Source organism: Intestinimonas butyriciproducens (assembly GCF_004154955.1).
GTDB classification, from domain to species: domain Bacteria; phylum Bacillota; class Clostridia; order Oscillospirales; family Oscillospiraceae; genus Intestinimonas; species Intestinimonas butyriciproducens.
This window is the reverse complement of record NZ_CP011524.1, coordinates 501,349-523,375: the sequence shown is the minus strand read 5'-3', so window position 1 is coordinate 523,375 and position 22,027 is coordinate 501,349. Positions and strand designations below refer to the sequence as shown.

The 22,027-nt window shown below is 60.8% G+C and carries 36 protein-coding genes and 1 other RNA gene; 22 read left to right on the top strand and 15 right to left on the bottom strand.

Going from position 1 to position 22,027, the window contains the following annotated elements; genetic code table 11:
* Positions 1–10 precede the first annotated feature (10 nt).
* From SRB521_RS02680 to SRB521_RS02650, 7 genes are all read right to left on the bottom strand, one after another.
* Positions 11–397: a hypothetical protein gene (locus SRB521_RS02680; RefSeq protein WP_075705216.1), complete on the bottom strand. Its 387-nt coding sequence runs from the start codon at positions 395–397 to the stop codon at positions 11–13.
* Between the two features lie 364 nt (positions 398–761).
* The gene (locus SRB521_RS02675) at positions 762–1,136 is read right to left on the bottom strand and encodes a phage head-tail connector protein (protein WP_075705215.1); all 375 of its coding nucleotides are present in this window, start codon (positions 1,134–1,136) and stop codon (positions 762–764) included.
* Between the two features lie 46 nt (positions 1,137–1,182).
* Positions 1,183–2,280: a major capsid protein gene (locus SRB521_RS02670; protein ID WP_075705214.1), complete on the bottom strand. Its 1,098-nt coding sequence runs from the start codon at positions 2,278–2,280 to the stop codon at positions 1,183–1,185.
* Between the two features lie 225 nt (positions 2,281–2,505).
* A complete protein-coding gene (locus SRB521_RS02665) occupies positions 2,506–2,979 on the bottom strand; it encodes a hypothetical protein (protein WP_075705213.1) in 474 nt (157 codons plus the stop codon).
* On the bottom strand, positions 2,976–4,322 hold the full coding sequence (locus SRB521_RS02660) for a phage portal protein (protein ID WP_116721357.1): 1,347 nt from the start codon (positions 4,320–4,322) through the stop codon (positions 2,976–2,978). Before SRB521_RS02660 ends, SRB521_RS02665 begins: the two co-directional genes overlap by 4 nt.
* 99 nt (positions 4,323–4,421) lie before the next feature.
* Positions 4,422–5,678, bottom strand: coding sequence for a PBSX family phage terminase large subunit (locus tag SRB521_RS02655; RefSeq protein ID WP_116721358.1), 1,257 nt, complete (start codon positions 5,676–5,678; stop codon positions 4,422–4,424).
* Positions 5,671–5,907 carry a hypothetical protein gene (locus SRB521_RS02650; protein ID WP_033118888.1) on the bottom strand — a complete coding sequence of 79 codons (237 nt, stop codon included), beginning with the start codon at positions 5,905–5,907 and terminating at the stop codon, positions 5,671–5,673. Before SRB521_RS02650 ends, SRB521_RS02655 begins: the two co-directional genes overlap by 8 nt.
* A gap of 266 nt (positions 5,908–6,173) precedes the next feature.
* Here SRB521_RS02650 and SRB521_RS02645 point away from each other — a divergent pair, with 266 nt between their 5' ends.
* Complete coding sequence (locus SRB521_RS02645; protein WP_033118889.1) at positions 6,174–6,794, top strand: hypothetical protein; 621 nt, start codon at positions 6,174–6,176, stop codon at positions 6,792–6,794.
* Positions 6,795–6,811: 17 nt separating this feature from the next.
* On the opposite strand, the gene SRB521_RS02640 is transcribed toward SRB521_RS02645, so the two are convergent.
* Positions 6,812–8,458: a hypothetical protein gene (locus SRB521_RS02640; protein WP_116721359.1), complete on the bottom strand. Its 1,647-nt coding sequence runs from the start codon at positions 8,456–8,458 to the stop codon at positions 6,812–6,814.
* 76 nt (positions 8,459–8,534) lie between these two features.
* On the opposite strand from SRB521_RS02640, the gene SRB521_RS15980 reads away from it, so the two are divergent.
* Together SRB521_RS15980 and SRB521_RS16620 are read left to right on the top strand one after the other, a co-directional pair.
* A complete protein-coding gene (locus SRB521_RS15980) occupies positions 8,535–8,705 on the top strand; it encodes a hypothetical protein (RefSeq protein WP_156113809.1) in 171 nt (56 codons plus the stop codon).
* A 240-nt stretch (positions 8,706–8,945) separates the two neighbouring features.
* On the top strand, positions 8,946–9,068 hold the full coding sequence (locus SRB521_RS16620; RefSeq protein ID WP_276329411.1) for a hypothetical protein: 123 nt from the start codon (positions 8,946–8,948) through the stop codon (positions 9,066–9,068).
* An 89-nt stretch (positions 9,069–9,157) separates the two neighbouring features.
* Here the strand turns inward: SRB521_RS16620 and SRB521_RS02635 are convergent, their stop codons facing one another.
* The 4 genes from SRB521_RS02635 to SRB521_RS02620 all read right to left on the bottom strand — a co-directional run bounded on the left by SRB521_RS02635 (position 9,158) and on the right by SRB521_RS02620 (position 10,371).
* Complete coding sequence (locus tag SRB521_RS02635; protein ID WP_033118891.1) at positions 9,158–9,565, bottom strand: hypothetical protein; 408 nt, start codon at positions 9,563–9,565, stop codon at positions 9,158–9,160.
* Positions 9,558–9,830, bottom strand: a complete 273-nt coding sequence (locus SRB521_RS02630; protein WP_075705208.1) for a hypothetical protein — start codon at positions 9,828–9,830, stop codon at positions 9,558–9,560. The genes SRB521_RS02635 and SRB521_RS02630 overlap by 8 nt, the downstream gene beginning before the upstream one ends.
* A 71-nt stretch (positions 9,831–9,901) precedes the next feature.
* Entirely contained in the window at positions 9,902–10,189 is a 288-nt protein-coding gene (locus SRB521_RS02625; RefSeq protein WP_052082853.1) for a DUF6291 domain-containing protein, read from the bottom strand.
* Complete coding sequence (locus tag SRB521_RS02620; RefSeq protein WP_052082854.1) at positions 10,186–10,371, bottom strand: hypothetical protein; 186 nt, start codon at positions 10,369–10,371, stop codon at positions 10,186–10,188. Before SRB521_RS02620 ends, SRB521_RS02625 begins: the two co-directional genes overlap by 4 nt.
* A gap of 229 nt (positions 10,372–10,600) precedes the next feature.
* Between SRB521_RS02620 and SRB521_RS02615 the strand changes: the two genes are divergently transcribed.
* The 5 genes from SRB521_RS02615 (at position 10,601) to ssrA (ending at position 13,231) form a co-directional block, all read left to right on the top strand.
* Complete coding sequence (locus SRB521_RS02615) at positions 10,601–11,056, top strand: helix-turn-helix domain-containing protein (RefSeq protein ID WP_116721361.1); 456 nt, start codon at positions 10,601–10,603, stop codon at positions 11,054–11,056.
* Positions 11,057–11,515 carry an ImmA/IrrE family metallo-endopeptidase gene (locus SRB521_RS02610; RefSeq protein WP_116721362.1) on the top strand — a complete coding sequence of 153 codons (459 nt, stop codon included), beginning with the start codon at positions 11,057–11,059 and terminating at the stop codon, positions 11,513–11,515.
* A gap of 106 nt (positions 11,516–11,621) precedes the next feature.
* Positions 11,622–12,086 (top strand): SsrA-binding protein SmpB, encoded by a 465-nt coding sequence (smpB, locus tag SRB521_RS02605; RefSeq protein ID WP_033118894.1) that lies wholly within the window; start codon positions 11,622–11,624, stop codon positions 12,084–12,086.
* A 79-nt stretch (positions 12,087–12,165) separates the two neighbouring features.
* Positions 12,166–12,687 carry a peptidylprolyl isomerase gene (locus tag SRB521_RS02600; RefSeq protein WP_075705206.1) on the top strand — a complete coding sequence of 174 codons (522 nt, stop codon included), beginning with the start codon at positions 12,166–12,168 and terminating at the stop codon, positions 12,685–12,687.
* Between the two features lie 188 nt (positions 12,688–12,875).
* Positions 12,876–13,231: a transfer-messenger RNA gene (gene ssrA / locus SRB521_RS02595) on the top strand.
* On the opposite strand, the gene SRB521_RS15970 is transcribed toward ssrA, so the two are convergent.
* The 3 genes from SRB521_RS15970 to SRB521_RS02570 all read right to left on the bottom strand — a co-directional run bounded on the left by SRB521_RS15970 (position 13,210) and on the right by SRB521_RS02570 (position 15,987).
* The gene (locus SRB521_RS15970; RefSeq protein WP_165366539.1) at positions 13,210–14,802 is read right to left on the bottom strand and encodes a recombinase family protein; all 1,593 of its coding nucleotides are present in this window, start codon (positions 14,800–14,802) and stop codon (positions 13,210–13,212) included. The genes ssrA and SRB521_RS15970 overlap by 22 nt on opposite strands.
* 11 nt (positions 14,803–14,813) lie before the next feature.
* Positions 14,814–15,416, bottom strand: coding sequence for a hypothetical protein (locus SRB521_RS02575; RefSeq protein WP_116721364.1), 603 nt, complete (start codon positions 15,414–15,416; stop codon positions 14,814–14,816).
* A gap of 97 nt (positions 15,417–15,513) precedes the next feature.
* On the bottom strand, positions 15,514–15,987 hold the full coding sequence (locus SRB521_RS02570; RefSeq protein WP_116721365.1) for a helix-turn-helix domain-containing protein: 474 nt from the start codon (positions 15,985–15,987) through the stop codon (positions 15,514–15,516).
* A 157-nt stretch (positions 15,988–16,144) separates the two neighbouring features.
* Between SRB521_RS02570 and SRB521_RS15965 the strand changes: the two genes are divergently transcribed.
* The 14 genes from SRB521_RS15965 to SRB521_RS02515 all read left to right on the top strand — a co-directional run bounded on the left by SRB521_RS15965 (position 16,145) and on the right by SRB521_RS02515 (position 21,997).
* Entirely contained in the window at positions 16,145–16,309 is a 165-nt protein-coding gene (locus tag SRB521_RS15965) for a hypothetical protein (RefSeq protein WP_165366538.1), read from the top strand.
* Between the two features lie 12 nt (positions 16,310–16,321).
* On the top strand, positions 16,322–16,480 hold the full coding sequence (locus tag SRB521_RS15960) for a hypothetical protein (RefSeq protein ID WP_165366537.1): 159 nt from the start codon (positions 16,322–16,324) through the stop codon (positions 16,478–16,480).
* Between the two features lie 189 nt (positions 16,481–16,669).
* Complete coding sequence (locus tag SRB521_RS02565; protein ID WP_116721366.1) at positions 16,670–16,993, top strand: hypothetical protein; 324 nt, start codon at positions 16,670–16,672, stop codon at positions 16,991–16,993.
* Between the two features lie 2 nt (positions 16,994–16,995).
* The gene (locus SRB521_RS02560; protein ID WP_116721367.1) at positions 16,996–17,478 is read left to right on the top strand and encodes a hypothetical protein; all 483 of its coding nucleotides are present in this window, start codon (positions 16,996–16,998) and stop codon (positions 17,476–17,478) included.
* A 1-nt stretch (position 17,479) separates the two neighbouring features.
* A complete protein-coding gene (locus tag SRB521_RS02555; RefSeq protein WP_242976494.1) occupies positions 17,480–18,049 on the top strand; it encodes an HD domain-containing protein in 570 nt (189 codons plus the stop codon).
* A 60-nt stretch (positions 18,050–18,109) separates the two neighbouring features.
* Entirely contained in the window at positions 18,110–18,703 is a 594-nt protein-coding gene (locus SRB521_RS02550; RefSeq protein WP_243647714.1) for a DNA cytosine methyltransferase, read from the top strand.
* A 78-nt stretch (positions 18,704–18,781) separates the two neighbouring features.
* A complete protein-coding gene (locus tag SRB521_RS02545) occupies positions 18,782–19,183 on the top strand; it encodes an adenine nucleotide alpha hydrolase family protein (RefSeq protein ID WP_116721368.1) in 402 nt (133 codons plus the stop codon).
* Between the two features lie 28 nt (positions 19,184–19,211).
* Positions 19,212–19,694 carry a hypothetical protein gene (locus SRB521_RS02540; RefSeq protein WP_116721369.1) on the top strand — a complete coding sequence of 161 codons (483 nt, stop codon included), beginning with the start codon at positions 19,212–19,214 and terminating at the stop codon, positions 19,692–19,694.
* Positions 19,695–19,713: 19 nt separating this feature from the next.
* On the top strand, positions 19,714–20,193 hold the full coding sequence (locus tag SRB521_RS02535) for a hypothetical protein (RefSeq protein ID WP_116721370.1): 480 nt from the start codon (positions 19,714–19,716) through the stop codon (positions 20,191–20,193).
* A complete protein-coding gene (locus SRB521_RS02530; RefSeq protein WP_165366536.1) occupies positions 20,190–20,480 on the top strand; it encodes a DUF4406 domain-containing protein in 291 nt (96 codons plus the stop codon). Before SRB521_RS02535 ends, SRB521_RS02530 begins: the two co-directional genes overlap by 4 nt.
* Positions 20,477–20,641, top strand: a complete 165-nt coding sequence (locus SRB521_RS15955; RefSeq protein WP_165366535.1) for a hypothetical protein — start codon at positions 20,477–20,479, stop codon at positions 20,639–20,641. The genes SRB521_RS02530 and SRB521_RS15955 overlap by 4 nt, the downstream gene beginning before the upstream one ends.
* A 2-nt stretch (positions 20,642–20,643) precedes the next feature.
* Positions 20,644–21,462 (top strand): DNA-3-methyladenine glycosylase family protein, encoded by an 819-nt coding sequence (locus SRB521_RS02525; protein WP_116721372.1) that lies wholly within the window; start codon positions 20,644–20,646, stop codon positions 21,460–21,462.
* Entirely contained in the window at positions 21,459–21,791 is a 333-nt protein-coding gene (locus tag SRB521_RS02520; protein ID WP_116721373.1) for a hypothetical protein, read from the top strand. The genes SRB521_RS02525 and SRB521_RS02520 overlap by 4 nt, the downstream gene beginning before the upstream one ends.
* Complete coding sequence (locus SRB521_RS02515) at positions 21,788–21,997, top strand: hypothetical protein (protein WP_116721374.1); 210 nt, start codon at positions 21,788–21,790, stop codon at positions 21,995–21,997. Before SRB521_RS02520 ends, SRB521_RS02515 begins: the two co-directional genes overlap by 4 nt.
* Positions 21,998–22,027 lie beyond the last annotated feature (30 nt).

Here is a 22,027-nt window from a genome sequence, read left to right as displayed (position 1 = left end):
CGTCTCTCCGTCATATCAGTCTTTTTTCCCTGGCCGCCGCCTCCTGGTGGGTGGGGTAGCGGACAGCCCGCCCCACCAGCTCCAGCTCCAGGGTCTCTCCGTCCGCCCGTTGTACCCGGACCCGGTCGCCGGGCCGCAGCTCCGGCTCGGGTGCCAGGAAGAGCACCGCGTCGTAGTCCAGCCGGTTCTCCGCCCGGTTCTGTCCGCTGCGCTCCCGGCTGAGCCTGGACTGCACCCCGGCCCGGGAGAGGGCACAGGGCAGCGCCCCATAGACCAGCTCGTACACCGTCCGGGTGAGATTGCCCTCCCGGTCCCGCCCCGGGCGGAGCACGTCGGTCCGGTCCTCATAGGTCTGCTCCAGCGCCGCCCGCTCGGCGGCGGGGTTCCCAAAGCCCATGGATACCCTCCTCTCTCGTCCTCGCAAAGTCCATTCCGCCCACGGCGATTTCTCGCTCCATTCCCTTGCTCGTCCTCCCCGAATCGAAACAGGTGTTTCGATTCGGAAAGGAAGAGCGGGATCGCAAATGCGGCAGTTTTCCGCTTCGCGGGAAACAGAGCGGCGCGGGCCTGTTCTGACGCCGTCTCCGTGTTTCGCTGTCGCCCTGCTCCCGGGCGCTCCGCGCTTCTCTCCTGTCACGCTCCGCGCCCTCCGCCACGGACAACTGCTCAACACTCCGCGAAAAATGCCGTTGGCCTCCGGCCAACCTGTTTTTTCGTCTCCGTGTTTCGCTGTCGCCCTGCTCCCGGGCGCTCCGCGCTTCTTATTTCCTCAGCTTTCGATAGCCGTTCAGGGTCTCCCGCCAGCCGAAGAAGGCGCCCCCGTCCGCGAGCTCGAAGGTCCCTGCTCCCGCCGCGGCTCCGCCGCTCACGGCAAAGGAGGTGGACACGTCTCCCCGCTTGACAGAGGCCACCGGCCCCGCTGCGGCTCCGCCGCCCAGGGCCGCCCCCTTCCAATAGGAGGCCGTCATCAGCAGCAGCGCCCGCTCCAGCTCCGGAGGGAGCTCCTCCCGGCCCAGGTAGTTGAGCACCTGGTCCTCCACGGCCTGGAGCGCCGTACTCAGCAGTCCGTCCTGCTCCTCCTCCACAATGCCCAGCAGATGCTTGAGCCGGACAAGCCGTTCATTCACGTGGTCCATCCCATCCGTTTCCTTTCTGTTTCGCCGTGCGGCTCCGCGCTTTGTTTTACCCCACCAGTTTTACCGCCAGGGTGTCGTCCAGGGTCTGGATGCCGTAGATGACGTCCAGGGATACGGTGTCCTTTTTCGTATCCTGGTCGTAGCCGTACACCACCCGGACGCCCAGGCCGTTGCCGCTGATGATGGCGGCCCGGTCGTCCCCCATGGGCAGGGCCAGGGGGCGGGTGACCAGGGCGATGGCGTTGCGGTGGAAGGCCAGGGAGTGGGGCTTGGAGACCACATAGGCGTCGGCGTTGGTGTAATCCTTCACCAGCTCACAGTCAATGCCCACCTGGGCCACAGCGCCGGAGACGGCGGTCTTGTCCTCGGTAAAGTGGTAGCGGTAGCCGTCCAGGATGAAGCAGTCGCCCTTCTTCACGGTGGCTGTGGCGGCGCTCACCCCCGTAAGGGCCACGACGGTCGCCCCCGCCGTACCGGTCACCTGGTAGGCCCCGGCGGTGCCGGGGGCGGCGGACAGGGAGTCGGGGCAGTTCTGGTCCATGTAGGTGTCCAGCGTGTACACACGGCCCAGTTCGGCGTTGCGCAGGGTCTCCCCGCTGCCCGCGTAGGCCACCTTCGAGAGATTGTCGGTGAGGGCATAGCGGTATTTGTGTGCGGTGGAGAGCACCAGTCTGCGCTGATCCAGGGGGGCCATGGCCGCGTCCAGGGTCTTGGCCAGGGCGGCCAGATCCGCCAGATCGGAAGGATCTGCGGTGGCCTGGACGGAGGCTGCGATGTTGGCGCACTCGTTGAGAAGGTCCTCGTCCACCGCCTGGGCGATGGCCCGCATGGCGGGGGCGATGAGCTGGCTGGAAAAGTCCTTGATGTCCAGGGTCATCTCCTTGCTGGTCACCTCAAAGGACACGTCCCGGTGCCGGTCGATCTTCACGGCCACGCTCCCCTCGGAGGCGTCCTGCCGGACGATGGCGCCGGCAAAGTTCTTGGCCGTGAACTTGGCGGGCTTGCGGATGGTCACAGTGTCGCCCACCTGGACGAACTCATCGGAGTAGTCCCGGTGGACCAGATTCGCCATGACCAGATTGTTTTCCAGCACCATCAGGGCCTCCCGGGCGACGACGCTGGGGGTCAGAAATGTGTTTGCCATTGTAATTCCTCTCCTTTTTCCTGTTTGTTGTGATGGTTTCCTGCGGAGCTTCTATCCCGGAGGGCGCGGGCCTGTTCTGAAGCCGGCTCTGTCCCGCCTCAGCCCCCCTGCGCGCTTCGGGGCTGTCACGCTGCGGATTGGGCGCGCCCACGGGTCACTAAGCCGTCATTCCGCGAAAAATGCCGTTGGCCTCCGGCCAACCTGTTTTTTCGTCTCCATGACGCCTTAGTTCCCCTGCGCGCCTATCCTCCGCGCTTCTCTGTACTCCTCCATGGTAAGGCGTCCCAGCTCCTCCATGGTATAGCTTCTGCGGGGCGCGCCGCCGGGGGGCGCGGGGACGGCGCCGGCCAGGACCGGCGGCTCCGCCTCCCCGGTCCGGAAGAGGTAGGGCTTGGCGGTCCGGATGGGGGCGAGCAGAGCCTCCAGGTCGGTACGGAGGCCGCCGCGGCCGTCGGTCTCCACCGCGTCCAGGTCCACCAGGGGCAGGATATCGTCGGGGTCGTGGACCAGCCCGGCCAGACCCGCCCGCAGGGCGGCGGTGCGGAGGCGCCGCTCCACCTCCCCCGCGGGGAGATAGCTGCCGTCGTTGCCCGCCACCAGGTCCAGGTCTCCGCCCTCCGGTCCCGCACCCCGGAGGACCTCCTCCACCCGCCCCGCCAGGTCCTCTCCCAGGAGGGCCCGAATGGGTTCCGCGATCATAGGTTCACCTCCTCTCGTTCCCGCAGCTCCCGCTCCACGTCGGCCACCCAGGGATGGTTGGCCAGCAGGGTGCGGGGGGACAACAGTTCCCGGCTGGCGTTGACGTTGGCGATGACCTCGCTCTCGTTCACCGGCATATCCATATTGAACTCCACACGGAACGCCGCGCCGGAGAAGTCCCCCCGGCCCGTGGCCTGGAGCCAGGTGTCCAGGAAGGGCTTGAGCCGCCGGAAGGCGGCCTGGAGCTCGTCGGCCAGGTCGGCGCAGTCGGCGTCCAGATCCATGTACCGGAAGCCCAGCGCCGTGCCGGAGGCGCTGCCCAGGTCAGGGTCCCTGGTGTCCACGGCGGAGGCGAAATCGAAAAGGTCCCGCCGCTCCCGCTCCAGGAAGGCCAGCACCGCCGACACGTCCAGGTCGGTCTGGAGCTTGTCCACGCCGCCGTCGCCCTCCACCTTCACGGCCAGACACTGCCGCAGGTCCCGCACGAACTCGTCCAGGTCGGCCCCGCCGTAGTTTTTGAGGATGTAGACGAACTTGGCCACGTCCCGTAGGGCGTCGGCGGTGACGGAGGTCTGCCAGTTGTAGTCGTCGATGAGGTCCCGGACATAGCGGCACAGGGGCAGCTCCTCCTCGTTGTAGCGCAGCCATACCAGGGGGACCCTGCTCCAGTTGTAGCCCCGGCCCCCCAGGGTGAAGTGGGGCTCGGGCTCCCCGTCGGGGCGGAACCGCCCGCTGCCGTCGGCGCAGAGGAACCGCCGCAGGCCGTCCCCGGACCAGTATTCGGCCCGCTCCACCCGCCGGGCCTCCCGCCCGGCGTAGACGGTCTGGGGGTAGACCCGGAGGAAGCCGTCCAGCTCGCTCCGCCCGGCGTCCCGCCACAGGGGGACCACCTCGTGGGCGGGCAGGCGGAGGAACTCCAGCCTCCCCGCCGGGCCGATATAGGGCTGGAGCCAGGCCACCCCCGATTTCACCGCATCCCGCCCCAGGGCCTTCACGGTGTGCCGGAACCCGGCGTCAAAGAGCTCCTCCAGGGCCTGTCCATAGGCCCGGTCCTCCGTCTCCACCGCCCAGGGCCGGGACAGGAGGTAGCGGGCCTTCTGGTCCACCAGCTTTTTGTAGATGGGGTGCTCCAGCCGGACGTTGGAGCGCCCCGGCCCGTTGCCGGCCTTGCGCTGCACGTCGGAGCGGTTGCGGTAGTAGGCGTCGGCCTCCAGCAGCTCCCGGTACCGGGGCGAGCTTTGAAAAACCCGGATCTCCTCGCTGACGATCTCATGCAGGCGCATGGGGGCCCGGTCCGGGTCGGCCAGGGCCGCGCTCACCAGCTCGGTCTGTGTGTATGTCATCTTGTGCCGCAGGGCCCTGCTTCCGGGTCCCTGCTCCTCCTCTCTCGTCGTCGCGGCTGCCGCCGCTCTGTCGCCCCGGCCGTGGAGCCGGAGCCCGTTTCACTTCAGGATATGCAGCGCCGGGCCCGCCATATCGTCCTCGCAGGCGTAGCGCACGGCGTCGATGTGGTGGTTGTCCCGGTCGGGGAATCCGGCCCGGAAGCCGCCGTCCCGGTCCCGCTCCAGCTCGTAGCCGGTGAACTCCCGGGCGCTCTCGGGGCAGCGGGCGGGGTCGATGACGATCTCCTCCAGGTCCTGGAGCCATTGTATTCCGAAGGCCACGGACCCCGCTCCCTTGCGGGCCCCCACGGCCCGCAGGCCGTAGTCCCGCAGCTCGGCGATGCTCTTGGGCTCGGCGGAGTCGCAGACGATGCGCCCCTCCCCGCCCTCCTCCCGGAGGAGGAGGGCGGTCCTGCGGTTGGTGAGCCCCGCCCGGTGGAGCTCCCGGAAGAGGTAGAGCCGCCGCCGGACGGGGTCGTAGTGGCAGACGTTGTAGGCCAGGGGGTCGGCGGCGTAGCCCCAGTCCAGCCCCCGGCGGATGTGGTCGAACCGCCCGATCTCCTCCTCGGAGATGGTCCGCAGCGTCACGTTGGAAAACACCTCGCCGCCGGTGCCCGTCACCTCCCCCAGGTATTCCCGGGCGTAGGCCTGGGGATTGGCCAGGCGCAGGTGCTCGGCCTCCAGCAGGAAGGGCTCTCCCAGCCAGGCCCTGGGCACCGTGCGGTAGTCGGTCCGGTGCACCAGGGTCCCGGGGTGCTCCCCCCTCACATACTGGTTGCACCAGTTCCGGGCGCTGCGGGGCGGGTTGAAGGTGTAGAAGAAGGCGAAGTCCTCCCCGCCCCGCATCAGGGACTGGTTGACGGCCCGGACCTTCTCCTCCCCCTCGAACTCGTCGGCCTCCTCGTACCAGGCATACTTGATGTAGCCCCGCTCCGGTCGGATGGACTTGAGCTTCATGGGGTCGTCGGCGCCCCGGAAGAGGATGCGCTGTCCGGTGGGGCGGTAGCACAGGGACAGGGGGGAGAGCCGCGCCTCCCAGAGCCGTCCGGCCCCCAGGGCGTGCACCCCCCACAGGAGCTGGGCGTAGACCGACTCCCGCAGGGTCACGCCGTAGCGCCGCAGGGCCACGGCGTGGCTCATCACGCCCTTTTGGGCGTCCCGCATGAGGCAGAGGGGGATCTCCACCCCCACGAAGGAGGACTTGCCGGAGCCCCGCCCGCCGGGGAGCCAGTAGTGGGTGTGTCCCCCCGCCTTCACATCCCGGTGGACGCAGTGGAAGGCCGGGGCCAGGAGGGAGGAGCATCTGATCTCACACATCGTCCACGATCCTGGCCGGTTCTGCGCGGGCTCCGGTGCCGGCCTCCCCGCTCCACCGGCTCAGCAGCTCCAGCGCCTTGAGCCGCTCGGCCACCGTGGGCTGGCAGGGGACCTCCCGCCCGTCCTTGTCCCGGGCGGGGTAGGACTTCCGTCCCAGGGCGATGTCGGCCAGGGCCTCCAGCGCCGCCTGGGTGTAGCCCTCCGGGCCGATCCTCTCTTCCGTCTCCAATGACATCCCTCCTTTGCTTCAGCTATGTCATCCTACCACGGTTTTTTGGCCCCCCGGTGGTGGGATGGCCTCCGGCTCTCCCACGAAAGGCGTTTTGCCTTTCGTGGGTCCCCGATTTGCCTTGCGGCTTTGCGGGGGCCCCTTTTGGTGCCGTCTCCGCGCTTCGCACTGTCACGATGCTCTTGCTGATCCATTACAGTTGTGCTATACTTGCAAGGGATTTGTAAATATTCACAAATCCAAACAATGAATAGGAGGATTTTACAGTGAAAAAGCTCTCTTGCCTGCTGACTCTGTCCCTGTGCCTTACCCTCACAGCCGCCTGCGGCTCTGCCTCTTCCGATCAGCCTGCTCCGACGGGCGATCCCGGCCAGTCTCCCGTTGTTGCGGTCTCTGCTCCTCCTGCCGGCGAGGTGACTCCCTATACCGGCGCCACGTTTGGCCTCTCCCGCTCCGCTATGGCCGAGGCCATGTCCAATACGTTTTCCTCCAGCGATCTTCCCAACGCCTTTGAAAATGATCCGGACATATCTGAACTGCCCGATGCCGAAAACGGGGATTTGGTGGCGTACTCTTACAGCATCTGTCCCGGCGCCAGCTGCATTCTGTATGAGGCCAAGGATTCCGGCGAACTTACACAGGTATTCCTCACTGGAGATTCTTCTCAACTGAGTGAGAGCGATGCCAAAGTATTCGGCAGCTACCTTGCGGTCGTCACCGGCGGCTTTTCCTCCAGTGAGGAAATCGCGTCGTTGGACGAATCCCTTGATATTGCGAATGCCGCCTTTACCGACGGCACCATGAATTTCTTCAACGGGGAGAGCGCGTCTTTCTCCTATATCGTCACCGGCGGGCTTGCCATGCTCACTGTGCTGCCTCCGCTGTAATGGACGGAAGGTCCCGTTCAGCCCCGCAGCAGGGCCGCCCGGGCCACCTTTTCGGCCAGCTTGGCCGCCAGCCGGTCCAGGTCCGCCTCCTCCCGGACGGTGACCGGTCCCGAGAAGGTCACGTTTACCCCGCCGCCCCGGTCCGCGGACCGTGCCTGGGAGGCCGTCAGCACCCGCTCGCCCTGGTGTAGCAGGGCCGGGAAGTTGTCGTAAGGCACATAGTCCAGGCCGTAGGCATAGCGCCCATGGATGCCGCTGTCCGCCTTCACCTTGTATGCCGATGGGATCGCATTGTTTTCCGGCTCCGATGTTGCCGAGCCGATTCCGGCCCCCCCTTCTTCCGGGGCCAGGCCGTAGTCCACCGGGGAGAAGGCGTTCTCCATCCTGGCCGCCAGGATGCCCTGGCTGAACTCCTCTCCCATCGTGTACCCGGCGTTGTAATACTCCTTTTGCAGCACCGAGTCGTCCCGGATGCCCTGTACCAGCGCCAGGTTGGACTCCTGCATGAGCTGGGCCCCTTCGGAGGCGTTGTACTCGTTGGCGGCGATGATCTGGGCCTCCGCCAGCAGCGCCCCCATCTTTGCCCCGATCTTTCTCTGCATCTCCTCGCTGTCGGTCGCGCCGTACTGCTCCTCCAGCGCCTGGTACTGGGCCTGCAGCTCCTCCAGCCGCTCCCGTTGGGCGCTGTCCTGGTAGCTGCTGATTTTTTCCCCATCTCCCATCACGATGCTCAGAGCATCCCGCTCCAGCCGCTCCTTGTCGTTCTCCAGGGAGGCCTGGAAGGAGCCGATGAGCCCGTAGGCGTCCCCCAGCCCCAGCCCGGTTTCCCCCTCTTCCTTCTGCTTGGTCTGCTCCTCCAGCCACTCCTTCTGCGCCTGGATTCCATCCTTGCGGGTGTCGATAAAGCCCTGACCCATCAGCTTCTCCAGCTCGTTCTGGGCCTCCTCCAGGCCGCGCATGGCCGCCTGGTACTCCTCGTCTCCCGCCGCCGCCAGGGTGGTGCCCCGCTGCAGCATGGCCTGCTGCTCCTGCATCACCCGGTCGTATTGGCTCTTTACATAGTCCTGGAAGGCCTGGTCCTGCTTCTCGAAGGACTCCACGATCCCTTCCGCCACGCCGAACAGGGCGCCCACCACCAGCCCCCCGACCGGGCCGCCCAGAACGCTCCCCAGGCCCCCCATCGCGCCGGCGATGCCGCCCGCCGCTGTGGCCGCGCTGGCCGCGATGCCGCCCCCCGCCGCCGTGGCGTTCAGCAGCCCGAACATCAGCCCGGTCCCCGCGTCCGACACGATGTGGGACGCCATGCTCCCCGCCGTGTCGCCCAACAGGCTGGAGAACCCTGCCTCGGCCGCGGCGCTGGTCGTCCTGCCTATCGTACTCCACATTCCTGATTTGACCAGATTGTCCAGTGCCGCCTTTGATATGCCGCCCGCCAGCCTGGAGGTCCCCGCCTCCCCGCCGTCCTCCGGCTTGGTGAATCGCTTCCCGCTCTCCGCCAGGGTCGAGCCCGCCTCCTCCGCGCCGTGCTCCAGCTTGCCGATGCCCTGGGTGACCTCCGGCAGCGCTTCCTCCAGCGGGGTCAGTTTAATCGTGACCTCCCGTAACCCTTTCACCGTCTCTCGTATCCCCTTGTTCAGTTCTTTGATATGGATGCTCTCCGCCATCTGTGTTTCTCCTTTCCTTGACTGTATCTTTAAATTCTGGTAACATTGTGTTATCCTGCTGGGGAGGTGGACCTTCTTGAGTAACAAGGCATTTTTCTATATCATTGCTACCAATTTATTGCTTATGAGTCTTTTGGCGCTGCTCTGCGGTCTGGCCCTTCCCGAGACCTGGATGATCGTTGCGAGTATTCCGGGCATTCCTTGTAGCATTTGGCTCTTCCGTGTGGCCAAACGCACCAAGAACTGACCGCCTCCCGTTGTTCTCCTTGCAGGGTCAGCTTGAACGTGACCTTCCTCAGCCCTTTTATCGTCTCTCGGACCCCTTGTTCAGTTCCCTCGTGTTGATACCCTCCGCCATCTGTATTGTCTCCTCTCCTTGACCGCGTTTTTAAATTCTGTTATCATTGGATTATCAGGTTGAATGGGAGTGATCTTCTTGATAAGCAACAAGGCTTTTTTTTATTACACAGCTTCTTCCTTGTTATTTATGAGTCTAATAGCGCTGGCCTGTGGTCTGGCCCTTCCCGAGACCTGGATGGTCTTCGGCGCTATCGCGGGCATCATCGGCAGCATCTGGCTCTTCCGCGTCGCCAAACGCACCAAGAACTGACCGCCTCCCATTGTTCTCCCCCATACATTTCCTTTGCCGCCCCTCCCGGGGCGGCCTTTTTGTGCCTGTTCCCAGGCACTCCGCGCTTCTTACTCATCCATCAGGCCGTAATAGCTGGCCACCAGGCGGATAAAATCCCCATGCCAGACCTTGGCGGTGTCCACATGACAGGGGATCTGGAGGGCGGCGCCCTGGAGGTTGTGGGTCTTTTTCCACAGCACCAGCTCGATCACCTTCAGCCGCTCCTGCCCGTTGCGGTAGTGCTCGGTGGTCTCCACCGCCCGGCGCACGGCCTCATACTCCCGCTGGCTGGTGCTGGGCAGCTCCCGGATGGCCAGGCCTTCCACCGCCCGCCCGTCTCCGCCGCCCCGGGGCATCCCGGAGTAGTCCGCCGTCAGCCGCCCCTCCCGCAGCGCGCCGTACCGCCGCCGCAGCTCCGGATAGCGCCGGATCATTCCCTTTACGTAGCTCCACCAGTCGTACCTCGGTTTACTCATGCTTCCCGCTCCTCCCTCTCGCCGGGCAGAGTCCTCTGCCCCGGCACTTCTCCCCCGGCAGGGGGCACCGCTCCAGGCAGTAGTCGATCTTCCACTGGGGCTCGCCGCCCCGCTCCGCCCTGGCCGGTCTCTCCGCTTCCCGCCAGGGCCGCCGCCCCGGCTGGGCGTAGCAGTCCGGGTCCACCGGCCGCACGCCCCGAAATCCCATGGGGTCCCGCACGATCCCCACCTCCTCTCTCCCGGTTTTCCACCGGGTTTTCCACAAATCCGCCCAAACGTCCTCGCGCCTCCTTTCCTCAGAAAGGAGCAGATACAGAGTCAGAGACAGACGCAGACTCAGTATCCGCTTTTACCGCTTTCCCAAGAACCCACTGGGTTTCTGGGCCGTCCGCCCAGCAGGCCGTTCTCCCGGTTCTTCCTCGCCCGGGCCTCGTACTTGACCCGGTTCTCGTCCAGCGCCGTCCGGATGAACCGGAACGCCATCCGCACCGCCGGGTCCTCCGGGGGCTCCTCCCCCCGCTTCTCATAGGCGAAGATGGCCTTGAACAGCGCCCCCGCCTGCGCGTCGGTGAGGAGCTTCACCGGCTCCTCCCAGTCGTGATAGAGCACAAAGCTGTTCTTCACCCGCCTCTGCCCCGCTTCTCCCGTCGGCACTGGCGGCACAGGGCCGCGCCGTCCGCCGTGGGGGCGTAGATCTCGCCCAGGCACCGCCGGCACCAGGCCCAGGGGCGTTGGTCCTGGGGGTCGCTCCAGGGCGGCGGAATCTGGCCCGCCCGTTCAAAAGTCCGTTTTATGGGACCCTTCATCTGGTATCCTCCTCTTGTAGCCGGAAATCCGTTCATCGTTTTGCACAAAATTCAACTTCTCCCTTGATTTTGGTTGAAAACCAGCAACATATGTGGTATGCTGGATGCATTAGTGTCCAGTATTCAACTGTAGTTCTCGTTTTTCAACCTCCCGCCCTCATAATAGTTCATTGTTTTCAACTTGTCTACCCATTTTTATGAATTTTGGGAACTTTGTCGGGGTGCACAAATGGAACGGGGTGATTTTGTGTTTTATGATCGGTTTCTGGAGCTCTGCCGCCGGAAGGGCGTGGTCCCCACCCGGGCCGCCGTGGAGGCCGGGATCAGCAAGTCCCTGGTGTCCAAGTGGAAGGCCAACGAGGCCAAGGAGCCTTCGCCGGAGGTGGTGCGGAAGCTCTCAGAGTATTTCGGCGTCAGCCCCTATGAGGTGCTGGAGGACCTGCCCGCCGGGCGGGGCCGCTCCACCCTGACGGAGCGGGAGCGCCGTGACGTGGCCCGGGAGGTGGAGCGCATCATGGGGGACTTGGAGAACAGCGGGGACCTGATGTTCGACGGGGTGCCCATGTCCCCGGAGGCCAGGGACTCTCTCACCGCAGCCATGAAGCTGGGCCTGGAGGCCGCCCGTCTGAGAAACAAGGAGACCTATACCCCCAAAAAGTACCGCGGGCCCAAAGAGGAGGCTTGAATGGACACGAAGGCACTCGCAAATAGAGTGGCGGCGCAGCATGGCACACGGGACCCCTTCCGCATTGCGGAGGAGCTTGGGTTCATTGTGATCCGCGCCCCGCTGGTGGAGATGCGGGGCCTGCACCAGTATGTGAAGCGGCGCACCATTGTCTATGTCAATGCCTGCCTGGACGAGCCTCAGCAGCGCCTGGTGTGCGCCCACGAGCTGGGGCACCACTTCCTCCACCGGGGCCTCAACCGCCTGTTTATGGACCGCAACACCTGCATGGTGGCCAACAAATATGAAAACGAGGCCCACCGCTTCGCAGTGGACCTCCTGTATGACGATGCCGACCTGCGGGAGTGCGCCGAGTGGTCGGACGAGCAGGTGGCGCGGTGGATGGGGGTCCCCCTCCCTCTGGCCCGGTACCGCCGGAGCACGGTGCCGCCCCTCCCCGGGGACAAAAACCCCTTTTAAAGCCCGGCGGAATGTGTTATAATCATCTCTGCCGGTCAGGCCGCTGCCGCGGCCCACAGTTTTCCCGGCACGGCATACCGTCACCCTCAGGAAAGGAGGCGCGCCCTTGGACCACGCGGCAGTCAAGCAGATCGCGTCCAACCGCAAGGCCTACCACGACTATTTCGTGGAGGAGCAATATGAGGCCGGCATCGAGCTCTGCGGCACGGAGGTCAAATCCATCCGCATGGGCAATGTGAATCTGAAGGACTCCTTCTGCATCATCAAGGACGGGCAGATGATGGTCCACGGCCTCCATGTGAGCCCCTATGAGAAGGGGAATATCTTCAACCGGGACCCGGTGCGCCCCCGCCGCCTGCTGATGCACAAGCGGGAGATTCTCCGGCTCTACGCCAAGGTGAAGCAGGACGGCTACGCTCTGGTGCCCCTGTCGGTCTATTTCCGCGGGCCCCACATCAAGCTGTCGGTGGGCCTGTGCAAGGGCAAAAAGCTCTACGACAAGCGCTCTGCCGCCGCCGCCCGGGACGCCAAGCGGGAGATGGACCGCACCCTGAAGGAACGGCGCCGGTAAGATCCACATATTCTCACTTGACACGGCATGGGGAGTGTGGTATTCTACGATACTCCCCCAACAGAAAGGAGTGTTTCCCATGGCCCAGAACCCCATTGTGACCATTGAGATGGAAAACGGCGGAAAGATGGTGGCCGAACTCTATCCCGAGGTGGCCCCCAACACCGTCAACAATTTTGTCAGCCTGGTGCAGTCCGGCTTTTATAACGGGCTCATCTTCCACCGGGTGATCCCCGGCTTCATGATCCAGGGCGGCTGTCCGGACGGCACCGGCATGGGCGGCCCCGGCTACTCCATCCGCGGGGAGTTCAGCCACAACGGCTTTTCGAACAGCCTCCAGCATGACCGGGGCGTGCTGTCCATGGCCCGGGCCATGAACCCCAACTCCGCCGGGAGCCAGTTCTTCATCATGGTGGAGAAGGCCCCCCACCTGGACGGGGAGTACGCGGCCTTCGGCAAGGTGACCGAGGGCATGGACGTGGCCGACGCCATCGTGAACCAGCCCCGGGACCGCATGGACCGCCCCCGGGCGGAGCAGCGGATCAAGGCCGTCACCGTGGAGACCTTCGGTGTGGACTATCCCGCGCCGGAGAAGGCCTGAGGCGGCAGCCGTCAATTTTGGTTTTTCCGCCGTCAGGCGGATGAAACGGAGCGCAGCTTGCTCCCGTTCCCACGTTACCCCGGCGGAGCCCAGCAATGCGGCTTTGCCGGGGAGAGTCGGAGCAGCGGAGCAGAGTGTATATCCGCCGTTAGGCGGATGAAACGGAGCGCAGCTTGCTCCGACGACATGGGGGCGTACCGGTTTCGACGGGGACGCGGAGGCGGGAATAGCGGGCGAAGGCGCCTGACCTTCTAAAAACGGGCACTCTTTATAAATTAAAGAACAACGATAACTGCGAACTCGTCGCGGCCTAACTAGCCCGCGACCGTTCCAACCGGAAGGCCCACGAGCCGGATTGGGGCGTCATTTGAGTGGGGACCGTGCGTGCGCAAAGCTTTGAGCGCACCATGCATCATGAAGCTACCGACCCTCTGAGCGTGACGGCTCGCGCTTGGGGAAGGGAATCTTAAAAAACCGTCTGCGCCCGGAGAAGTTCCCGTTCAAACGTTTTCGGACGGGGGTTCAACTCCCCCCGCCTCCACCAAGTGAAACCCGGTCGAACCCGGCGGAAAGCCCCGAATTACTGGGGTTTTCCGCGATGGGTTTACCGTGGAGCAGATCAAGCATCACGCTTTCGAGCGTGGTGCTTTCTGCTTTTTCGGGGTCGGTTATGTTAAATTGCACAAAGGCTATTTCGTCAGTGAGATAGACGGCATGGACAAAAGTATCTATGAGCCGCTGCTTGTATTCCTCGTCCTGTTCGTCCGGGCCGCGCTGGAATTGGGACAGCATAAAAATGAGCTGGTCACGGTCATAGACCGGCGCGGCGGCGGGTTCATCAATGGCGGCCAGTTGGGCGCGCAGTATGCTTTCCTGTTCTTCGAGATCACGCAGCCGGGCAGAGAGCCGGGCGCTGCCGGTTCCGTCCTCAATGGCGCGCATGATGTTATCTTGCTTTCGGACATTTTCGGACAGTTCCGCTTCCAACATTTCTTTTTCGGGATTTTCCCGGTGCTGGTCGGCGAGCTGGACGGCAATCACCCGGTCGGCGATCTGTTCCAGCTTGCCGGGGGCAAGGATATAATCAGCGGTGGCGGAGGCAATCAGGTTTTCAAGATAGCTCTTTTCGATATTGTGTTTTTCGCACTGGTGGATGGTGTGCTTTGAACAGGCGTAGTAATAGTGCTTCTCGCCGTGCTTGCCGGTGCCGGAGATACCTTTCATAGAGCTGTCGCAGAGCTTACAAAACAGCTTGCCGGAAAGCATATAATTGGCGCGCTTGGTGTGCGGCGCTCTCCCTGCCCGGTTATACTGCACCATTGCCTGCACCTTGTCCCATAGCTCCCGGTCGATAATGGCGGGGATGGCGTTCTCCACCCGGACATTGTGGGCCTTGCTGATATAGGTGCCGATATACTGCTCATTGGTGACAATGCGCATGATGCTGTTTTTGTTGAACACCCCGCCGGTGGCCGTGCGCTTGCCCTTGGCGTTGAGATCGGCGACGATGGCGGCGGAGGACTGCCCGGCGGCGTACTGTTGGAAGATATAGCGCACAGTCGGGGCCTGCGTTTCGTCGATCACAAATTCATGGTTCTTGTTGGAGGTCAGGCCGAGGGCATGGTAGCCGCCGAGAGAATGACATTTCAAGGCGCTTTCACGGATGCCGCGCCGGAGCTTTTGAGACAGCTCTGCGCTATAATACTCCGCGAGGCTTTCCATCAAGCCCTCCAGAATGATGCCCTCCGGGCCATCCACGGAGCTTTCGGCGGCATAGACGATCTTTATCCCGTTTTTCCGCAGGCGGCTTTTATAAATGGCGCTGTCGTAGCGGTTCCGGGCGAGACGGTCAGTTTTCCAGCAGATCAGGATGTCAAAGGCGTGCTTGTCGCTGTCCTCCATCATGCGCTGAAACTGCGCGCGGTTATCCGTCTTGCCGGAGATATGCCGGTCGATATACTCCCGGCAGATCGTCATGCCGTGGGCTTTTGCCCATGCCTCGCAATCCCGGCGCTGGCCCTCTATGCTCTGTTCGGTCTGCCCGCCTCCCCCGCTGTATCGGTAGTACGCCGCAAGGCGCTCACCGGCGGCGGGGCTTTCTTTTTTCTTTGCCATCCCAATCTCCCCTACTTGATGTATTCAGAAATAAGAAGCAGGACTTCACCGGCTTCATAAAATACGGCATCAGCATTGCATATCTGCACACATTCGTAGTCATTATTGAAGTTGATAGTAAAAGAATAGTTGCCAAGAACAAGGCAGGCTTCGTGACTACCGATGCGCGCAACGGCTTTGACATCGTTTTCGGTTACGCCGCAGGCGATAAGGGCGGCTTTCATGCTGGTGTATTGCTCCAAGGTATAGTCCAGACGGTCAGCATAGCGCTGGTCAGGGTTTTCATCCTGTGGCGCAGTCCTTTCCAGCTCCACATAATAGGAAATAACAACCGGGACATCCGGCGCAAAACTGCTGTACTTCCCAAAAGTATAGCTGCCGTCAATCGTAACCATATCAACTTTACCAATCTTGCTGCTTGATATAGTGGAAACCGTTTCGGTTGAAATGTTGATAAAACCGGCATCCTCAAACAAGGAAATGGCTTCTTCGGCGGTGTAGCCTGTTCGCTCTTCAACCGAGAACGGCGGAGAGATTTTATTGCTGCCGCCGCATCCGGCCAACAAGCTACAAACGAAAAAGCAAGCGATTATCATAGAACATATTTTACGCATTGGATTACCCCCTATGTAAAATTAAGCCCGCTGGGAATCTTCCCGGCGGGCTATTTTTTATGCCTGCGCCGCCAATCGTTCACGGCGTTATCCAACATTACCCGGCGGATGTGGACGATCTTTCCTCCGCTTCTTTTTCCTCGGCCACCATGCGGGCGTAGTCTTGCATTGCTGCAATCCCGGCGGCGGTGGCATCATCAACGGTGGCGCTGGTCGGTGCCAGCTTATCTACCAGATTATCAACATAGCGCATAACGGCGGCGCGGTCAGTAGAATCAAGCTCCAAAAAGGCGGAGATCACAGCGCGCTCGCGGCGGGTCAGGCTGTATTCGTCTGCCATTCGGTCGAGAACGCTTTGGCTATCCTGCCGGAACATGGAACCCTGCCCACTGCGCAGCCATGCTTCATTAACATTAAATTCCCGGCAAATAGAGAGAACCATTTGATCGGTGACGGAGCGCGAGCCGTTTTCGATTTTACTGATAGCAGCCTTTGTTACACCCAATCGAGCGCCGAAAGCCTCTGATGTAAGAGAAAGTGCCGCGCGCAACTCTTTTACTCTGTCGTTCATTCGTTTCACCCCTTTTCTTGACAACAGTATAATGCAGAATGTTGGCAAAGTCAACTGGTAAATGTGAAAAAGGGGTTGACAAAGTTGGCAGAGGTTACTATAATGGGGGTACAAGGTTGGCATAGGACACAAGACAAGCCAAAAAGGAGGGTTTGCAATGAGCGAAAAGGAAATGGATGCTCGCCGCATGGTCGAGCAGTTGAAGAAGCTGCCCGAATCGGTGCAGGAAAGAGTGGGCTACATCATCGAGGGAGCCGCCCTTGTTCATGGGACAGCAGCCGAAGCCGCGAAAGCGGGAAGCGAAGCCCGGCAGGGCGCATAAGGAGGGCTGACAATGCCGCAGGCAATAACCGCCGAACGCCCGCCGATCATCGGCGTGTGGCAGGCGCGGAGTTTGATCGCCCTGATGGACAGGTTTTACAGCGACCCGAAAAATCAGGCTGCCTACGAAAAGTGGAAAGCCGAGCGGGAGCGCCAGAATGAGCATACATAATCGCGGCGGTATGGCCGACTTTTCAAAGACCTGCGAGGGCTGCGGTTTCATCAAGATGGAAGAATGGACACCAATAAAGACGGCTTTTCGGTGCTTTGCACCGGGAAGCACTTGTGGATATGTGGTGGGAGTTGAACGATTCCTGCCCTACATCCCGGCATGGTGTCCCCAAAATAAGGAGGAAGCACAATGAAACGCAAAATCTTTTGGCTGTGCGCTCTGCGTGAGAGCGTGAAATGCTGCGTCATTCTGGCCGGGCTGTTCATCATCTGCCTGCCGGAAGCGTGGGCGGAGGGCGGCACCCCACTTTGGCTGGTAGTGCTGGCAATGGTGGGCTGCGGCGCGCTGATTCGCTGCCTCTGGGCTGTTGTCTGTGGTCTTGAACGCTGCATTTTCCGCCTGCGCAAGCTGCAGGCACGGCAGGAACAGTGGGAGCGGGAGGCACCGATGCGGGAGGAACGCCGCCGTCAGGAGTGGAAGCGCTATTTTGCGGAGCAGGAACAGGGGGCGTGAGCGTGGGAGATTACGCGGAAATCGTGAAAGCCTTGCGCCTTTGCTCGGCGGTCAACAGCTCATGTGAAGAATGTCCCTGCAACGACCCTGCCGATGATCTGTGCGAGTGCGCAAACAAAGTCAGCATCGCGGCGGCGGATGCCATCGAAAATTTACTGACCGAAAATGCGGCGCTGCGGCGGATGATCGAGAATCTGACTGACGAGAAAGCGGCGCTGGTCAAGGAACTGCACGATAGCAAGTCGGAATTGAGCGTTGCTATCGCCGGGCGGGAAACCGTGACAAATCGCAACGCTTTCAATGTGCCGCTGACGCTGGACGAGCTACGGCAGATTGACGGCGTTGTGTGGGTTTGCTATCCACAACCGACTTTTGGTACACAGCTTCCTCCAACGGACAACATGAGTTATTCTCGCTACAAATTTAGCTTTGCTGAATACGGAAAGACATGGCTTGCCTACCGAGAGAAGCCAAAGGAGGATTGACATGGATATTGTTGCTGATATGGATTTCGCTGAAATGGATGCGGAAAAGCAGTATCGCCTTATGTATGCGGAGTGCTTGGGCGACCGGCCCGGCGCAAAGGCGCTGCTGCTGTGGATGGAATCGGCTGGATTCTTTACCGCCCCTGCCAGCGCCCGCCACCACCTGAACACGCCCGGCGGGCTGTGCCGCCACACCATCAATGTGGCGATGAACGCGAGCGATCTGTGCAACACCCCGGCGTTTATGGCTGTGAACGCCAAAGAAGCTATGGTAGCGGCGCTACTCCATGACCTGTGCAAGATCGGGAAGTACCGCGCTGGGGACAACGGGAAGTACACCTATGACGACACCCGCCTGCTGGGGCATGGCGAGGAAAGCGTTATCATTGCACAACAGTTTATCAGACTGTCCCACGATGAAACGCTGGCAATCCGCTGGCACATGGGCGCGTACAGCGGAGAAAGAGATTGGAACACGCTGGGCAAGGCATACGATGCCTGCCCGCTGGCGATGCTCCTGCACTTCGCTGACATGATGGCGACGCATTGTGATGAGGTAACGGGAAAATGAGGGTGTTAGTTGCTTGCGAGGAAAGCCAAGCGGTCACGATAGCATTAAGGGAGCTTGGACATGAAGCATATAGCTGCGACATCCTCCCGTGCTCCGGGGGACATGACGAATGGCACATTCAAGGCGATTGCCTCCCCCTCCTTAATGGGAACTGCAGCTTTACCACGCGGGGGGGGGGTGCAGGTAGTTATTAACGGGCAATGGGATATGATTATTGCCTTTCCTCCCTGCACCTATACCACAAATGCAGGCGCAAAGCACCTGTTCCGGCACCATCACCTGAATGTTGAACGATACTACAAGGGCATGTGTGGTAAGGCGCTGTTTGAAGCAATACGCCACGCCGAGTGCGAGAAAATTGCAATCGAAAACCCTACGCCATCAAAGATATTTGAATACCCCCCGCCGACGCAGGCAATTCAACCGTTTCAATTCGGCCACAAATGGAGTAAAAAAACGCTCCTATGGCTGTACGGCCTCCCTGAACTTATACCAACCAATATCGTAATCCCGGAATGTAACTGCCATGAAGCAGGAACATGGTTTATGAAAGGTGGAAAAGATCGGCAGGCCAATAGAAGCAAACTTTGCAAAGGATTTGCCGAAGCGATGGCAAGCCAATGGGCAGGAGATTGCCGCACTAATTCCGAATAAATACATCCCGCTTTGGCCGGTTGTGCGGGCACAAAACAGCACCGGCCCAGAAAGACCAAGCAAAGGAGGGCGGCGGGGATGCCTACGGAAGAATATGTATTGAGCCTTTCATATGGCAAAGACAGCATGGCGTGCCTGCGGGCAATCGAGCTGCTGGGCTGGCCGCTTCATCGTATCGTAACCGCTGATGTGTGGGCAACCGATACGATTCCGGCAGACCCTCCCCCGATGGTCGAGTTTAAGCAGTATGCGGATGATGAAATAAAACGCCGATGGGGCATTGAAGTTGAACATATATGCGCGCGAAATGCCGATGGAACAAAGCGCACATACGAACAGCTTTTTTACCATGTACCGAACAGAAAACCCGGAGGAAAGTTTACTGGCGGCAGTCCGGCGGGATTTCCGTATCAGAAAGGCGCTTGGTGCAACGACAGATTAAAAACCAACCCATTAGATAACGCGGGGGGGGTGCGCTGATAAGAGGCTTCCCGATGATAAAGGGAAATTGGTGCACCAGCGATCTGAAACAGAGGGCTTTTCTGCCTGCGCCGCACGGGGCGCGAACACAAATACTGTGCATTACTTTGGAATAGCGGCTGACGAGCGGGAGCGAATAGCGCGCCATACCAAACCGGGCGTACTTCTTCCGCTGGTAGAACTGGGATGGGAAGAAGATTATTGCGGCCTATGGTGCAAATACGCCGGGCTATTGTCGCCGATTTACACGACGGCTACGCGCGGCGGTTGCTGGTTCTGCCATAACCAAGGCATAGATCAGATGCGGAAGCTGCGGCAGATGTACCCTGATCTATGGAAATTACTTATGAAATGGGACAGTGACAGCCCAGTGAGCTTTAAGCCGGACGGCCACACAGTACACGATTATGACCGGCGGTTTGCGCTTGAAGATGCCGGGATATTGTTGCCGGGCGACAAGACTTTCAAATGGTCAATGCTGGATGGTGACATTCAGATGAAATGGTTTTGACAGAAAGGGATGGTTTACTTTGGCGAAGTACGCAGAAAACACGGCGGTTTCTTCCGGCGAGAGCCGGAACGAGATCGAGCGGACACTTGTGCGCTTCGGGGCCAGCCAGTTTATTTACGGCTGGAAAGACGAGGCGGCGGTGATCGGCTTTACCATGAACGGCAGACAGGTACGCTTTGTTCTGCCGCTGCCCAGCAGGAATGACCGCGAGATCACCCACACCCCGGCGCGGGGGCAACTTCGCACCAAGGAGCAGCAGGAAAAGGCATACGAACAGGAAGTGCGCCAGCGGTGGCGGGCGCTGGCCGTGACGATCAAGGCAAAGTTTGCTGCCTGTGAAGCGGGCATTTCGGTATTCGAGCGGGAATTTTTCTACGATACCGTGCTGCCGAACGGCCAGACCGTCGGAGAGTACATGATGCCGCAGATCGAGCAGAGCTACCAGACAGCCAAGATGCCGCCCATGCTCCCAGCTTTGGAATGGAGGGCGGAGAAATGAAAATCTACATATCGGGCAAGATCACCGGCGACGCGCACTACAAGGAGAAATTCAGCGCTGCGGCAAACGAAATGGAACAGGTCGGGCACATCGCCCTGAACCCGGCAAACAATCCCGACGGGCTACGCCCGGTCGATTATATGCGGATTTGCTTTGCGATGATGGAGGCGGCGGACGCGGTGATGTTCCTCCCTGACTACAAAGAAAGCAAGGGCGCGATGCTGGAATATGCGTGGTGCAAGTATGTCGGGAAACCCATCATTTTTGCAGAGGGGGCAACCGAATGACACCTGAATTTAAGGAAGCGTTGGCCGCGCTGCGGGTGGCGGAAAACCACTTTGCTTTCGCGGACGCGGAACATATCGACGCGGCAATCATGGAGCTTAACGCGGCGCAGAGCCGTCTTGCCGCCGTGATCTGCTGCGAAAAGGCCAACGCCGGGAGGTAATCATGGAGAAATGCTTGCTGATTTCAAACCACTGCAATCTCCGGCAGATCGCCGAGAGCGGGCAGTGCTTTCGTTGGAAAGCGACCGATCACCCGTCTTTCCCCAGCGGTGCATATATCGTGTGCGACGGTGCAGATCAAGCGTTGCTTGGACAAGTTGACGGTGGCGTTGAACTGTGGCGCGAAGATAACAAATTAAATAGGTGGCGGCATTATCTGGATGCCGGGACGGACTACGGCGCGATCATTCGTTCCATTCCGGCGGAAGATCATTACCTCCGCGCGGCGGCGGAGAGCGCGGCGGGGCTGCGTATCCTCAACGCCGATCTGTGGGAAATCATGGTGTCGTTTATCATCAGCCAAAACAACAACATCCCCCGCATCAAAAAGACGATTGCGGCCATGTGCAAAAAGCTGGGAGAGGCGCGGGAGGGCGTGTATGGCACCTACCATACATTTCCCACTCCGGCGGCGCTGGTCAATCTGCAAGCGCTGCAAGGGCTGGGGCTGGGCTACCGGGACAAGTATATCGCCCGCCTCGCGCAAAATGTGTGCTACGGAAAAATTGACCTTGCCGCCATCCAACAGATGCCCACCGAGGCGGCGCACACCTACCTGAAAAGCATCTTCGGCATCGGGGAAAAGGTGAGCAACTGCATCCTCCTGTTCGGCCTTGGCCGCAAAGAGGCGTTCCCGGTGGACACATGGATAAAGAAGATCATCGCCAGAGAGTATGCCGGGAAATTCCCGGTGGAGCTGTACCCGCAGACTGCCGGTGTTATCCAGCAGTATATGTTCTATGCGGAAAGGAGCCGGAAATGAAAAGGCTGGCCGATTCCACATTGCTGCGCTTACCAAAAGCGGAATTGTTGGCACATCTTCGGTGCGCTGAACACAACGAGGAAACGATGGAAAGGCAGCTAAAGCAACAGGCAGAAAATGTGAAAGACTGGGTGCCAGTTGTGCGTTGCCGCGAGTGCGAGCATTACCACAAAGAATTAGGGTGGTGTGACATTCACTCGCACTTCGTCCTGTCTGACGGCGAGTTTTGCCATCCTCACGAAAGTTCGGATTGGAAAATGTTTGACGAGAACTATTTCTGCGGCGACGGCAAAAGGAGAAACACCAAGCAAGAAAGGGGCACGGCATGACAGGCAATCCACGGAAGAACGCGGAGGGCTATGCAGACCCCACCGCATACTACGGCACCAAAGAGATCATCGAACAGGAAACCGAGGCCGAGAAGAAAAACAGGGCCATCATCTATGCGTTCCGCCAGATCGCCGAGCTTGCGGGCTTTGAGATCGTCGGCAGGATAACGCTCAAAGAGAAGAAAACCGGGAGATTGTTCAAGTGATTTGCCGGTTTCAAATAATCAGGAGGCGAA

Bases quoted from the DNA above. Each gene is read 5' to 3' on its own strand.
- SRB521_RS02665 (WP_075705213.1), bottom strand. From the start codon at position 2,979: ATGATCGCGGAACCCATTCGGGCCCTCCTGGGAGAGGACCTGGCGGGG.
- SRB521_RS02515 (WP_116721374.1), top strand. From the start codon at position 21,788: ATGACAGGCAATCCACGGAAGAACGCGGAGGGCTATGCAGACCCCACC.
- SRB521_RS02660 (WP_116721357.1), bottom strand. From the start codon at position 4,322: ATGACATACACACAGACCGAGCTGGTGAGCGCGGCCCTGGCCGACCCG.
- SRB521_RS02600 (WP_075705206.1), top strand. From the start codon at position 12,166: ATGGCCCAGAACCCCATTGTGACCATTGAGATGGAAAACGGCGGAAAG.
- SRB521_RS02550 (WP_243647714.1), top strand. From the start codon at position 18,110: ATGAAGCATATAGCTGCGACATCCTCCCGTGCTCCGGGGGACATGACG.
- SRB521_RS02635 (WP_033118891.1), bottom strand. From the start codon at position 9,565: ATGAGTAAACCGAGGTACGACTGGTGGAGCTACGTAAAGGGAATGATC.
- SRB521_RS15955 (WP_165366535.1), top strand. From the start codon at position 20,477: ATGACACCTGAATTTAAGGAAGCGTTGGCCGCGCTGCGGGTGGCGGAA.
- SRB521_RS02675 (WP_075705215.1), bottom strand. From the start codon at position 1,136: ATGGACCACGTGAATGAACGGCTTGTCCGGCTCAAGCATCTGCTGGGC.
- SRB521_RS02670 (WP_075705214.1), bottom strand. From the start codon at position 2,280: ATGGCAAACACATTTCTGACCCCCAGCGTCGTCGCCCGGGAGGCCCTG.
- SRB521_RS02565 (WP_116721366.1), top strand. From the start codon at position 16,670: ATGAAACGCAAAATCTTTTGGCTGTGCGCTCTGCGTGAGAGCGTGAAA.
- SRB521_RS16620 (WP_276329411.1), top strand. From the start codon at position 8,946: ATGAGTCTAATAGCGCTGGCCTGTGGTCTGGCCCTTCCCGAGACCTGG.
- SRB521_RS02545 (WP_116721368.1), top strand. From the start codon at position 18,782: ATGCCTACGGAAGAATATGTATTGAGCCTTTCATATGGCAAAGACAGC.
- SRB521_RS15970 (WP_165366539.1), bottom strand. From the start codon at position 14,802: ATGGCAAAGAAAAAAGAAAGCCCCGCCGCCGGTGAGCGCCTTGCGGCG.
- SRB521_RS02680 (WP_075705216.1), bottom strand. From the start codon at position 397: ATGGGCTTTGGGAACCCCGCCGCCGAGCGGGCGGCGCTGGAGCAGACC.
- SRB521_RS02640 (WP_116721359.1), bottom strand. From the start codon at position 8,458: ATGGCGGAGAGCATCCATATCAAAGAACTGAACAAGGGGATACGAGAG.
- SRB521_RS02520 (WP_116721373.1), top strand. From the start codon at position 21,459: ATGAAAAGGCTGGCCGATTCCACATTGCTGCGCTTACCAAAAGCGGAA.
- SRB521_RS02575 (WP_116721364.1), bottom strand. From the start codon at position 15,416: ATGCGTAAAATATGTTCTATGATAATCGCTTGCTTTTTCGTTTGTAGC.
- SRB521_RS02530 (WP_165366536.1), top strand. From the start codon at position 20,190: ATGAAAATCTACATATCGGGCAAGATCACCGGCGACGCGCACTACAAG.
- SRB521_RS02570 (WP_116721365.1), bottom strand. From the start codon at position 15,987: ATGAACGACAGAGTAAAAGAGTTGCGCGCGGCACTTTCTCTTACATCA.
- SRB521_RS02555 (WP_242976494.1), top strand. From the start codon at position 17,480: ATGGATATTGTTGCTGATATGGATTTCGCTGAAATGGATGCGGAAAAG.
- SRB521_RS02620 (WP_052082854.1), bottom strand. From the start codon at position 10,371: ATGAAGGGTCCCATAAAACGGACTTTTGAACGGGCGGGCCAGATTCCG.
- SRB521_RS02525 (WP_116721372.1), top strand. From the start codon at position 20,644: ATGGAGAAATGCTTGCTGATTTCAAACCACTGCAATCTCCGGCAGATC.
- SRB521_RS02615 (WP_116721361.1), top strand. From the start codon at position 10,601: ATGGAACGGGGTGATTTTGTGTTTTATGATCGGTTTCTGGAGCTCTGC.
- SRB521_RS02655 (WP_116721358.1), bottom strand. From the start codon at position 5,678: ATGTGTGAGATCAGATGCTCCTCCCTCCTGGCCCCGGCCTTCCACTGC.
- SRB521_RS15965 (WP_165366538.1), top strand. From the start codon at position 16,145: ATGAGCGAAAAGGAAATGGATGCTCGCCGCATGGTCGAGCAGTTGAAG.
- SRB521_RS15960 (WP_165366537.1), top strand. From the start codon at position 16,322: ATGCCGCAGGCAATAACCGCCGAACGCCCGCCGATCATCGGCGTGTGG.
- SRB521_RS02610 (WP_116721362.1), top strand. From the start codon at position 11,057: ATGGACACGAAGGCACTCGCAAATAGAGTGGCGGCGCAGCATGGCACA.